The sequence below is a fragment of the Steroidobacter flavus genome (genome assembly GCF_042651805.1).
Classification (GTDB): Bacteria; Pseudomonadota; Gammaproteobacteria; order Steroidobacterales; family Steroidobacteraceae; genus Steroidobacter; species Steroidobacter flavus.
This window is the reverse complement of the sequence record NZ_JBHSDU010000014.1, coordinates 897,051-909,171: the sequence shown is the minus strand read 5'-3', so window position 1 is coordinate 909,171 and position 12,121 is coordinate 897,051. Positions and strand designations below refer to the sequence as shown.

The 12,121-nt window shown below is 62.4% G+C and carries 10 protein-coding genes; 6 read left to right on the top strand and 4 right to left on the bottom strand.

Going from position 1 to position 12,121, the window contains the following annotated elements; all coding sequences use genetic code 11:
• Positions 1–4 precede the first annotated feature (4 nt).
• From ACFPN2_RS26530 to ACFPN2_RS26515, 4 genes are all read left to right on the top strand, one after another.
• Positions 5–2,353 carry an acetate--CoA ligase family protein gene (locus ACFPN2_RS26530; RefSeq protein ID WP_380602267.1) on the top strand — a complete coding sequence of 783 codons (2,349 nt, stop codon included), beginning with the start codon at positions 5–7 and terminating at the stop codon, positions 2,351–2,353.
• The gene (locus ACFPN2_RS26525) at positions 2,350–3,132 is read left to right on the top strand and encodes an enoyl-CoA hydratase-related protein (protein WP_380602265.1); all 783 of its coding nucleotides are present in this window, start codon (positions 2,350–2,352) and stop codon (positions 3,130–3,132) included. Before ACFPN2_RS26530 ends, ACFPN2_RS26525 begins: the two co-directional genes overlap by 4 nt.
• Positions 3,133–3,220: 88 nt before the next feature.
• Positions 3,221–4,858: a flavin-containing monooxygenase gene (locus ACFPN2_RS26520; protein ID WP_380602264.1), complete on the top strand. Its 1,638-nt coding sequence runs from the start codon at positions 3,221–3,223 to the stop codon at positions 4,856–4,858.
• A gap of 17 nt (positions 4,859–4,875) precedes the next feature.
• Positions 4,876–6,999 carry a PQQ-dependent dehydrogenase, methanol/ethanol family gene (locus ACFPN2_RS26515; RefSeq protein WP_380602262.1) on the top strand — a complete coding sequence of 708 codons (2,124 nt, stop codon included), beginning with the start codon at positions 4,876–4,878 and terminating at the stop codon, positions 6,997–6,999.
• 2 nt (positions 7,000–7,001) lie between these two features.
• Here the strand turns inward: ACFPN2_RS26515 and ACFPN2_RS26510 are convergent, their stop codons facing one another.
• Positions 7,002–7,874 carry an SDR family oxidoreductase gene (locus ACFPN2_RS26510; protein WP_380602260.1) on the bottom strand — a complete coding sequence of 291 codons (873 nt, stop codon included), beginning with the start codon at positions 7,872–7,874 and terminating at the stop codon, positions 7,002–7,004.
• Between the two features lie 53 nt (positions 7,875–7,927).
• On the opposite strand from ACFPN2_RS26510, the gene ACFPN2_RS26505 reads away from it, so the two are divergent.
• Positions 7,928–8,620, top strand: a complete 693-nt coding sequence (locus ACFPN2_RS26505; protein ID WP_380602259.1) for a TetR family transcriptional regulator — start codon at positions 7,928–7,930, stop codon at positions 8,618–8,620.
• Between the two features lie 14 nt (positions 8,621–8,634).
• Here the strand turns inward: ACFPN2_RS26505 and ACFPN2_RS26500 are convergent, their stop codons facing one another.
• Positions 8,635–9,498 carry an SDR family oxidoreductase gene (locus ACFPN2_RS26500; protein ID WP_380602257.1) on the bottom strand — a complete coding sequence of 288 codons (864 nt, stop codon included), beginning with the start codon at positions 9,496–9,498 and terminating at the stop codon, positions 8,635–8,637.
• A gap of 4 nt (positions 9,499–9,502) precedes the next feature.
• Here ACFPN2_RS26500 and ACFPN2_RS26495 point away from each other — a divergent pair, with 4 nt between their 5' ends.
• Positions 9,503–9,685: a hypothetical protein gene (locus ACFPN2_RS26495; RefSeq protein ID WP_380602255.1), complete on the top strand. Its 183-nt coding sequence runs from the start codon at positions 9,503–9,505 to the stop codon at positions 9,683–9,685.
• 192 nt (positions 9,686–9,877) lie between these two features.
• On the opposite strand, the gene ACFPN2_RS26490 is transcribed toward ACFPN2_RS26495, so the two are convergent.
• The gene (locus ACFPN2_RS26490) at positions 9,878–11,041 is read right to left on the bottom strand and encodes a CaiB/BaiF CoA transferase family protein (RefSeq protein WP_380602253.1); all 1,164 of its coding nucleotides are present in this window, start codon (positions 11,039–11,041) and stop codon (positions 9,878–9,880) included.
• Positions 11,038–12,114, bottom strand: a complete 1,077-nt coding sequence (locus ACFPN2_RS26485; RefSeq protein WP_380602251.1) for an aminoglycoside phosphotransferase family protein — start codon at positions 12,112–12,114, stop codon at positions 11,038–11,040. The genes ACFPN2_RS26490 and ACFPN2_RS26485 overlap by 4 nt, the downstream gene beginning before the upstream one ends.
• Between the last annotated feature and the right edge of the window lie 7 nt (positions 12,115–12,121).

Sequence of the window (12,121 nt, the reverse complement as noted above, 5' to 3'; positions counted from 1 at the left end):
CGAGATGAATGCCAGCATCGATGAATCCAGCGTCGGCAATTCCAGCCCCGATGGTTCGCGCGCCGACAGTAGCCACACTGGTAGCGGCCGAGCAGACAGCTCTCACGGGCGTGAGCATCGGCTGACCAAACTGTTTCGTCCGCGCAGCATCGCGCTCGTCGGCGCGACTGAGAAGTCCGCGTGGACCGGCTTCATCATGCAGAACCTGCGCGACTTCGCGTTCGACGGCTTTGTATGTGCCGTCAATCGCAACGGTGTCGACGTCATGGGCCTCAAAGGTCATCGATCCTGTCGCGATATCGGGCGCGATATCGATGTGGCGTTTATCTTCGTGCCGCAAGCCGCGGTCATCGAAGCGCTCGAGGATGCGGCTGCTGCGGGCATTCGCAATGCTGCCATTCTCACCTCGGGCTATGCGGAGATCGGCGAGCAGGGTGCGGTGTTACAGCAGCAACTGCTCGACAGGGCGCGCGAGCTCGGAATGAATATCTGGGGGCCGAACTCGCTCGGTTATAACAACGTCAGCGCTCGCACTCCGGTGTCGTCTGTGCCGGCGGTGCTGCCATTACTCGCTCCCCGCATCGCTATCGTTTCTCAGAGTGGGGCGACCGCGAGCGAGCTCAACGAGTTCGCGCATAGTCAGAATATCGGCACCAGCTTCGTCGCGGCGACTGGCAATGAGGCGCAGCTGAGCCTCGCCGATGTGATCGATTATCTCGTCGATGACGACGACACGCGCGCGATTGCTGTGTTCGCTGAATCGATCCGCAATCCGGCCGTCTTCGCCGCGGCGGCGGAGCGCTGCCGCGTGCGGCGCAAACCCGTCGTGATGCTCAAGATCGGTCGCAGTGAGCTCGCGGGTGAGGTTGCGAAGGCGCACACGGGATCGCTCGCTGGTAACGACAAAGTCTTCGATGCGATCTGCGAACGGCTCGGTGTGATTCGCGTGCATTCCGTTGAGGATCTGATTGTCACTGCTGGCCTGCTCGCAGCGACCGGTCCGCTGCCCGCGCCGGGGCTGGGTTTCATTTCAATCTCGGGCGGCGCGTGCACGCTCGTTGCGGACGGGGCGGAAGCTGCTGGCGCTAATGTTCCTCAGTTTCCTGCCGAGACGACGGCTGTTCTGAAGACTTTGATTGCGGACTTCGCCTCTTCGATGAATCCGCTCGATGTCACGGGCGCGGCGGTTCGCGATCCCTCTTTGCTGGAGCGGCTGATTCCCGTTGCCGCCGCCGCGCCCGGCATCGGCATCGTCGGAGTCAATATCGGCGTCCCGACCGTTGAAGGGGCAGTGGCGCTGCCGGCGGGTCTCGCTGCCATCGGGCGCGCGGTGAAGAAAATAAGTAAGCCGGCTGTGATGGTGCTGACGACCGTCAAGACGCTCACTGACGTTACTCGGCGCATGATTGCGGAACACGATCTGCCACATGTGGTGTGCGGCATCGATCCGATGTTGCGAGCTGTGGGTAAGGCGGCGTGGTGGTCACAACGAGTCGCAACGCCGTCACAATCGCTACTGTTGCCGTCCGCCGATGCTCGAGCCGCCCTACCTGCGCCGGTTCTCACGAAGACGCGCGATACCGCGACCATGCCTGGCCGTTCGAGCGAGCGCGGCGGCACGTCTATGTCCGGCCTCTCGAGCGAGCGCGGTGCTATGCCCATGCCTGGCCTTTCGAGTGAGCGCGGCGGCACGTCCATGCCTGGCCTCTCGAACGAACGAGCGGTCCTCGACTTTCTCGCAACCCACGGTGTGCCGGTGATCCCGGCGAAGATCGTCCGCTCGCGTAGCGAAGCGGAGTCGCTTGGAATGAGCGGGCCGCTGGCGTTGAAGATTCTCTCGCCCGACATCGCGCACAAGACCGAGGTCGGTGGCGTGCGGCTCAATGTCGCTGCGGCCGAGGCCGCCACCGCCTACGACGAAATATTGAAAGCCGTGAAGTCCCACAAACCCGAGGCGCGAATCGAAGGGGTGATTGCTTCACCGATGCGACAGGGTGGAGTCGAACTGCTCGTCGGTGTCCGGCACGACCCGACCTGGGGTCCAACGATAACGATCGGCTTCGGCGGGGTACTGGTCGAGCTATTGGCGGACGTTGCGATCGCGGCGTTGCCGGTCGAGCGCACCGAAGTGCTCGACATGCTCTTCCGCCTGCGTGGCCGAAAGCTCTTGCAAGGCTTTCGAAACTCCGCCGCGACCGACCTCGATCGCCTCGCCGACGTCATCGTAAACATCGGCAACGCCGCGCTTGCGCTGGGCCCGAAGCTCGATTCGCTCGAAGTCAACCCGTTGCTCGTGAGGGGCAATGAGATCGAGGCGCTGGATGGATTGGTTATCTGGAGATCCGAGGCATGAGTAACGCAGTCGAAGATGAGGTCCGGTTTGAGCGCATCGACGAGCACATCGCGTTAGTGACGTTGAATCGTCCGTCCGCGCGCAACGCGGTGAATGGCGCTGTCGCACTGGCGATCGAGCGTTTCACAAAGCAGATCGAAGAAGACAAATCGATTCGCGTTGCGGTCCTCGCGTCGACGGGAGACGTCTTCTGTGCGGGCCTCGATCTCAAGGCAGTGGCCGCCGGGAAAATGTGGGAAACAGTGACACCGGACGGCGGCTTCGCGGGCTTCGTGTACGCGAAGAAATCGAAACCCTGGATCGTCGCTGTGCAGGGCCCCGCCGCGGGAGGCGGCGTGGAGATCGCATTGTCGTGCGACATGATCGTGGCGAGCGAAGCGGCGAGCTTCGCGCTTCCCGAGGTCAAGCGGGGACTCATCGCTGGCGCCGGAGGCGCGTACCGCATCACTCGGGGGCTGTCTCGAGCCCTCGCCATCGAGATGGTCGTGACGGGCGAACCGCTGAGTGCAAAGCGTGCCTACGAGGCCGGCCTCATAAACCGTATCACCGCGAAGGGAGCGGAGCGCGAGGAGGCACTGGCCATCGCAGCCCGCATCGCTGCGAATTCGCCGATTGCAGTCCGCGAGAGCCTGCGTGTCACGCGATACGCAGCCGATCTTTGCGAAGCCGATCTCCGCGCCACGCAGGACGATGCCGTCAAGCACGTGCTCGCAGCGAGCGACTACCAGGAAGGCGCGAAGGCGTTCGTCGAGCGTCGCGCCCCCGTGTGGTCGAGCTGAGCGACCGAATCGAACAAAACACACCGGTGGGACCGAGCTGAGCGGCTGAGCCCAACAAATAGATTCGTTTATCGTCGAGAGAACCTGCATGTCTCAAGAGTCGTCGATCGAACCCGTTCTGGATGCACTCGTGCTTGGCGCGGGCTTCGCAGGGCTCCATGCTCTGTATCGCTTGCGCGAGAACGGGCTCAAAGTGCTGGCGCTCGAAGCCGCGCCCGACGTGGGCGGCGCGTGGTACTGGAACCGCTACCCAGGCGCACGCTGCGACGTCGAAAGCCTGGTGTATTGCTACACGTTCTCGCCGCTGCTCGATGAAGGTTGGCAATGGAGCGAGCGTTACGCGAAACGGGACGAGATTCAGGCGTACCTGAGCTGGGTGGCGAACAAGCTGGATCTTCGACGCGACATCCGCTTCAACTCCCGCGTCGTCTCCGCCGTCTTCGACGACCGGAAGAATCTGTGGACGATTCGCACGGAGCAGGGCGATACCTACCGTGCCCGACATTTCTTCTCCGCCGCCGGCCCGATCACGACGCCGATCATGCCCGATATCCCGGGGCTGAAAGACTTCAAGGGATTGGTGATCCACACCGCCCGATGGCCCGAGCGCTCACCCGACTTTGCAGGCAAGCGCGTGGCCATCATCGGCACCGGCTCCTCGGCAGTGCAGGCCATTCCAATCGTCGCGGAACAGTGCAAACAGTTGACGGTGTTGATGCGCACGCCGAATTTCTATGCGCCCGCGCGCAATCGCCCGTTGACCGCGGCGGACTACGAGTGGTGGGAAAAGAATCGCGAGCTGACGCGGCATCGGCTGCAGAACTGCCTGCGCTGGGGCGGCGGCGACATCATGCTCGACGATGCGATCAACGACGCGATGTTTCAGAAGGCCGGCGAGTTCACACCGGAGCGTCGACGCGAGATCTACGAAGCGCGTTACGCCAACGGTGGCGGCGTTGTAGGTTGGGCGTTCTGCGACGCCATGGCGGATCCCGAGGTGAACGAAGAGGCGGCCAATTTCCTGCGAGGGAAGATCGGCACGATTGTCACGAATCCTCGCATTGCCGAGAAGCTGACGCCACGCGGCTACGCTTACGGCACGAAGCGCTGCACGGTCGGCACCGATTTTTATGAAACATTCAATCGCGACAACGTCGAGCTCATCGACATCAAGTCCGAGCCGATCGAGCGCTTCACGCCCGAGGGTGTCGTGGTCGGCGGTCGCGAGATCAAACTCGATGTACTGATCTCGGCGTCCGGCTTCGATGCACTGACAGGAGCGCTGACCAGCATCGATCTGCGCGGCACGAGTAGCGAATCCTTGAAAGAGGGCTGGGCGCACGGCCCGCACTCGCATCTCGGTATCAGTGTGCATGGCTTCCCGAATCTCTACATGGTCGGCGGTCCCGGCAGTCCGTCGGTGCTGACCAATGTCGTCATGACGAACGAGATGCAGGTCGAGTGGATCGCCGCGCTGATCTCCCATTGCGAAAAACAAGGATTCCGACGTTGCGAGGCCACGCGCGAGGCGGAGGAGCAATGGACGCGTCACGTCAACGATCTGGTCAAAGGGACGCTCTGGGAGCATGCCAACAGCTGGTATGTCGGTGCGAATGTTCCCGGCAAGCCGCGCGTCATCCTCGCGTATGTCGGCGGCTATCTCACCTATCGAGAACGCTGCGAGCAGGAACGAAGTCAGGGCTACCCCGGCTTTTCCTTTAGCTGACTTGGGAAGATCGCATCATGAGCATTATAAGAAGCTGCGCGGCGCTGATCGTCGCGACACTGCTCGCCGGGTGCCAGCAGCAGAAAGCTCCTGAGCCGCGTACCTTCGCGAACGTCGACGATGCGCGCCTGGAGAGTGCAGAGTCGAATGCGGATGACTGGCTGAGTTACGGGCGAACTTATAACGAGCAGCGTTTCAGTGCTCTTGAGCAGATCAACGCTGGCAATGTCGGGCAGCTCGAGCTGGCATGGTTCCACGATCTCGATACCAATCGCGGCCAGGAAGCCACGCCCATCGTCGTCGACGGTGTGATGTACACGTCGACGGCGTGGAGCAAGGTGGTCGCACTCGATGCGGCGAGCGGCAAGGCGCTGTGGACCTACGATCCACAAGTGCCGGGCGCCACTGCGATCAAGGCTTGCTGCGACGTGGTGAATCGAGGCGTCGCGGTTTATCGCGGCAAGGTCTACGTTGGCACGCTCGATGGACGACTCGTCGCACTCGATGCCGGCACGGGCAAGGTGGTGTGGTCCGTCGAGACCACCGATCCGAAGGCCTCCTACACGATTACCGGCGCGCCCCGTGTAGTGAAGGGCAAGGTCATTATCGGCAATGGCGGCGCAGATATCTATCAAGTGCGCGGCTACGTCAGCGCCTACGATGCCGAGACAGGCAAGCTCGCGTGGCGTTTCTATACCGTGCCCGGCGATCCAGCGAAGGGCCCAGATAACGCCGCGTCGGATAAGGTGCTGGCCGAAAAGGCGCTGCCGACCTGGTTCGGTAAGTGGCACGAGTACGGCGGCGGTGGCACCGCGTGGGACTCGATCGTCTACGACCAGGAGCTCGATCAGCTGTACGTCGGGACGGGCAACGGTCTGCCATGGAACCGACGCATTCGCTCCGACGGCAAGGGCGACAATTTGTTTCTATGCTCGATCATCGCGCTACGGCCGAGCACGGGCGAATATTTGTGGCACTACCAGGTCAATCCCGGCGAGACCTGGGATTACAACGCGAATCAATCGATCACGCTCACCGAGCTGGTCATTGAAGGCCGCAAGCGCAAGGTGCTGTTGCAGGCCCCGAAGAACGGCTTCTTCTATGTGATCGATCGCGAGAGCGGCAAGTTGTTATCGGCACGCAACTTTGTTCCGGTGACTTGGGCCACAGGCATCGATCTCGAGACCGGTCGGCCGCAAGAAGTCCCCGAATCTCGCTACGAGAACACGACTTTCGTTGCGCAGCCGGGCGGCGCGGGCGCGCACAACTGGCATCCGATGGCTTTCAGTCCGGCGACGGGGCTTGCATACATTCCGGCCCAGGAACTGCCGATGGCCTATCGCGACGATCCCGCGTTCAGCGCACATCCGAAAACGCTCAACACCGGCATCGATTTCAGCCTGCTGGGCGCACCCGACGATCTCGCGCAACGCGCGGCGATTGCGACGATGTTGAAAGGTCGTCTGATCGCATGGGACCCGGTAGCGCAGAAGGAAGCCTGGCGTGTGGAGCACTCGGGCCCATGGAATGGCGGCGTCCTCGCGACCGCGGGCGATCTCGTATTCCAGGGCACGGCCGACAAGCAGCTCCAGGCATTTCGCGCGAGCAACGGTGAACGACTGTGGCACTACGACGTGCAGACGGGCGTGATCGGCGGGCCAGTGACCTATCGCGTCGGCGGTGAGCAATACGTCGCCGTCATGGCCGGCTACGGAGGCGCGGTGCCTCTAGCGCTGCCCGCACTGAAGCCCGCGTTCGCCGCGCCCAATGGCCGTGTGCTTGCTTTCAAACTCAAGGGCGGCGCGCGTTTGCCTGCATACACGCCAGTGCCGCTGCCAGCCGCGACGCCGACTAACGAACAATGGCCGCAGACACGCATCGACGAGGGGCGGGGATTATATTCCACCTATTGCAGCCGTTGCCATGGCGCTTCGTTGCTTTCAACAGGCATCCTGCCCGATCTGCGACGCTCGCCGATGACGGGCCATCAGGAATCGTTTGCGAACGTCGTTCTCAAAGGCGCGCTCGAGCCGCGCGGGATGATTTCATTTGCTGGCAGCTTGACGGCCGAGCAGGTTGAATCGATCCGCGCCTACGTAATTTCTTCCGCGCGAGTGCTTCAGAAGCAGGAAAGCGAGTAAACTCAATAGCCTTCGCCGAGGCGAGCAGGAACCATGCCGCCGTCGATACGCAGGTCAGTGCCGGTGATGAAGGACGCATCGTCTGACGCCAGAAATGCAGCTGCACGCGCTATATCCATCGCCGTGCCCCAGCGATGTAACGACGTTTGCTCGAGCACGATGCTCGCGGCCTGGCCGTGCTCGACCTCGTAGCGACCCATCGGAGTCCAGATGATGCCTGGAGAGATCGAGACGATGCGGGCGCCTTTTTTCGCCCAGGCCGCGGAGCGAAGGGCGGCCTCGCGGATCGTCGCCCGCTTCGACACTCCATACGCGGGGCCGCTCAGGCCGGAATATACGAACGAGCCATTCTGGCCCTGGGCCGCCGCGAGTCGGTTCAGATGCTGTTCCATCTTGCCGAGCAGTTCTTCCGGCGGTGTGTTCGATGTAAGCAAGGCATCGACCTCGCGATCGGCCGGCGCGAGATGGCCTGCGACGGACGCGATGAGCACGCCCACACTGCCTTTCGACAGGCGCGACTCGATGGCCCCGAGCAGCAAGCGGGTGCCAATCACATTCGTGCGCAGGATGCGATGCCATTCCGCCATGCCGGACGAGACACCCGCGGTGTGGATGAGCACACCGAGACGACCGTGCGAATCGATGGCCTGCATGAGCTTGTCGATCACGTCGGCGTCCGCCAGGTCTCCTGCCACGCAGTCGCGCACGATGTATCCTTCATCGCGAAGTTGCTCTTGCGTACGCGCGACTCGTTCCGCCGAAATGTCGGTGAGCAGCAGGTCGTGCGAGCCGCCGAATTCGCGGGCGCAGGCGATGCCCATGCCGCCGCAGCCGCCGGTCACCACCGCAAGTCTTCTGTCGATGGCTGGTTTCATGATGCCGTCCTTTGAAGTCGTAAGCTGAGTCGATCTCTATGCCGGAGTCCGTCGTGAAAAAAACCAAGAAAACTCCAGCCCGCGCCACGCGGAAGGTGCCTCGCACCTATCAATCCAAAGCGATGGTGGAGCGGCGGGCCCGCATCATCGCCGCCACGCTGGCAATCGTGGAGGAGAGCGGCATCGGCGCGGCGACCATCAGGAATGTCAGCGAGCGCGCCAACGTCGCGTTGCGCACGTTGTATCTGCACTTCGACAATCGCGAAACCATGATCGGCACGGCGATCAAGGAGTTCTTCTACGAATCCATCGCCGCGGAAGGTGCCGGCACCGGGCCGCAGAGCATCGAGGAAATCCTGAGCCGCATCGATCGGCTGACCCGAATCATCAAACGCAAGCGGGAATACTCGCGACAGCTCGCGCCGGTGTATTTTTCCTCGAGCCTGGACAGCGGCATCTATGGAATCCTGAGAGACATCGCGATCTCGCACGTCACGCCGTTCCTCGACAACCTCGTCGCCGGGGAGCGTAACCGGATCGGCAAGACTGAGCTGCTGCTCCTGCATACGCTGATTGCCAACGCCGAATATTCCATCATCGACGATGCGATGAACGGCCGATTGCCGGAGCAGAAGCTCGCCACGTTCCTGAAACTTGGCATGCTGGCGACCATCGCTGGTTTTATCCCCAATCCGCCGGAAGAGTTGCTTGCAACGATTCGGGAGTTGCGAGCGCTCGTCAGCTGAAGCTGCGGCCGTCATCACGGCGCGCCGACGCGGACGCCGGGAGGTGCCGGTGCGGCCGGATCGACGAACAAGTCGACAGCCAGCACTGCGGACGGATTACGCGAGTACCTGCTGAAATCCGTTACGCCCTCGGCATACAGGACTTCGTCATCCAAATAAAACTGTCCGGTGGCCGAGCGTGCCGGTCGACCGAAAATCGCATGAGCCGCGTCGGCCAGAATCTCCGGCGTACGTGAGCGCTCCATCAACTCTGCGCCGCCGGGCGCGAACTTTACCGCTGCCGTCGCAATCGTCGTACGTGGCCACAGCCCGTTGAAGGCGATTCCTTCGTTACGAAATTCTGCGGCCATGGCCATCATGTAAAGGCTCATGCCGTACTTCGATGCGGTATAGGCCGGATGCGCGGCGAACCATTCAGGGCGCAGATCGAGTGGCGGGCACAGTGCGAGCACATGCGGATTCGTTGCCGCCCGCAGGTGAGGAATACACAGGCGCGAGACCAGGAATGTGCCACGCGCGTTGACCTGATGCATCAGGTCGTAACGTTTCATGTCGGTCTCGAGTGTGCCGCTGAGGCTGATGGCCGACGCATTGTTGACACAGATATCGATGCCACCGAACCGGTCCACTGCCGCATCGATCGCAGCTTGCACCGATGCTTCATCGCGCACGTCCACCACGACCGGTAACGCGCGACCGCCGGCCGCCTCGATTTGTTCGGCAGCACTGTGAATCGTGCCTGCGAGCTTCGGATGCGGCTGCGACGTCTTGGCCGCAATCACGATGTTCGCACCATCCCGCGCCGCGCGCAGGCCGATCGCGAGGCCGATGCCGCGGCTGGCGCCGGTGATGAAGAGCGTTTTGCCTTTCAGGCTCATACGCTTGACGTTGCAGTTGCCGTTGCCATTGCCGTTGCCGTTGCCGTTGCAGTTGCCGTTGCAGTTGCAGTTGCCGTTGCCATTGCCGTTGCCGTTGCAGTTGCAGTTGCAGTTGCCATTGCCATTGCCATTGCCATTGCCGTTGCAGTTGCCATTGACGTTGCCATTGCCATTGCCTGTGCTCTAGCTCTAGCCCTGGCTCTAGCTCTCTAGCTCTAGCTCTACCCCTAGCCCTAGCCCTGGCGCTAGCTCTAGCTCTCTAGCTCTACCCCTAGCCCTAGCCCTAGCTCTACCCCTAGCCCTAGCTCTACCCCTAGCTCTAGCTCTAGCTCTAGCTCTAGCTCTAGCTCTAGCTCTAGCTCTAGCTCTAGCTCTAGCTCTAGAGCCGGCTGGCGCCGGCTAATCTTTCGATCGCCGGCGAGGGAAGGCCCCAGCGTTCACCTAACGCAGTCACGGCCTGCGATCCTTGCTCGGCATGTCGCGGATGTGAAGTCGGCGTTCCGCTGAAGCGAGGTGCGGGCGCATTCTGCAATTGACCGCCGACATCAACGAAAGCCTGGCGTGCCTGGTTGTGCGGATGAAAGGGCGCCTCAGACAACGACAGCACCGGCGCAAAACAAACATCCGTGCCTTCGAGCAAGGCACACCATTCATCGCGCGTCCGCTTGCGGAAGATCTCCGCCATGCGCGGCTTCATTGCCTTCCAAACATTCGAATCGAAGCCCTGCGCGCTGGTCATGCCGGTCTGCGCCATGTCGCTATCCGTCAGCTCCAGCTTCTGCATGAGCAGCGCGAAGAACTGCGGCTCGAGCGAGCCTATGCTGATGTATTTGCCGTCACTGGTTTCGTAGGTGTCGTAGTAGTGAGCCGCGCCCGACAGGATGCTGCTGCCGACGCCATCCGGATGGGTGCCACCTGCTTTGAAGCCGATGCTCATGGCCATGAGAGCGATGGCGCCGTCGACCATGGCCGCGTCCACGACCTGACCTTTTCCGGAACGCCGAGATTCGAGTAACGCGCAGACGATGCCGAATGCCAGCATCATTCCGCCGCCGCCGAAATCGCCAACGAGATTGAGTGGCGGGACCGGCTTCTCGCCGCTGCGCCCGATTCCATGCAGCGCGCCTGTGAGTGCGATGTAGTTGATGTCGTGCCCGGCGGCGCTGGCCAACGGGCCGGTCTGGCCCCAGCCGGTCATGCGGCCGTACACGAGCTTGGGATTGCGCTTCAAACAAACGTCCGGTCCGAAGCCCAGGCGCTCGGCGACGCCGGGGCGATAACCTTCGAACAGCACCTCGGCGTGCTCCACCAACCCCAACAGCATTTCACGGTGTGCGGCGTTCTTCAGATCGAGCGCAAGCCGCGTTCGATTGCGGGTCAGCGGCTCGAGGCGCGTATCGTTCGCGGTGCTGCGCTCGATAGTGAGCACGTCAGCGCCCATGTCCGCGAGCATCATGCCGCAGAAGGGGCCCGGGCCGAGACCGGCGACTTCGATGATGCGGACGCCGCTGAGCGGTCCGCCGCGCTGGGTTGAATGATTCATGAGATCGCGAGAAAGGCGTCGTGGTCGGCGATTGCAACGGCGAAGCGCGTGCAAACGCTTTCGATGGCATCTTCGGGCTGCGTGCCGGGCGGCACCACCGACCAGACCATGCCGTAAAAGAGCTGGGCTTGATACAACTGCCACGCGACTTCGAACGTCGGCGCTTCGCCACCAGCCTTGCGCAGCTCGTCCAGATAGTGGGCAAGCAAGTCGCGCTCGTGAATGCGGCGATCGGCAACGCCGAGGAAGCCGCACAGCGTGTACGCCACATCCCAGATCCACGGGCCTCGCATCATTCGCTGCCAGTCCAGGAACCCGATGCCGCCATCCGCCGGGAAATACATGTTGCCGAGATGGGGATCGCCGTGAAGAAAACATTCAGGCAGCTGATCGTTCATCGCCAGCATCTTGTGAATCGCATCGTGCACTCGCGGGCCGTCGCGCAGGGCCGGCGGGATGCCGCGGGAGCGTGGCATCGACATGGCGGCGTTCCAGCTCGCCGGCGCCATGAGTCGATCGATTACGCCATCGGTCCGCAGCGAGCCGCCGCGCTCGCCGAATCGTTTCAGGTCCGGGCTTTGCCACCAGCGTGCGTGCAGCTGTGCTTCCATGCGCAGCGTACTCGCGACCAACTCAGGCGGCGCGGGGTGAACAGGATCGCCGAACGACGTATGGCTCGCCAACAAGTCCTCCATGAGCACGATGCCCTGGCCAGCGTCGACATCGCTCTCGGCGAAATATGCTTTGGGACAGCGAACGATGCCGAGCGGCGCGACCTCACGATAGAACAACACTTCGCGCTGAAACGCGGCACGAATGTTCCTGGCGTATTCATGCAGCGCGCCTTTGATCCACATCGTCGCGGGCAACCGTGCCGCGTGGCCCGCCGCGTTGTAGTCGAGCAGCAGCCGGACTTTCATGCCGGTGCCGGCAATCTGCGTGCCGAAGAACACCGAGTTGACCTTGACGCCTGGATAACTGGAGGCGAGCGCAGCGGTCAGCCATTCGGCCGTAATGTCTTCCAACGAGGCGGGTAAGCGTTGCGCTGTCACGCTCTCGAGCATCGTGACCATCGGATCT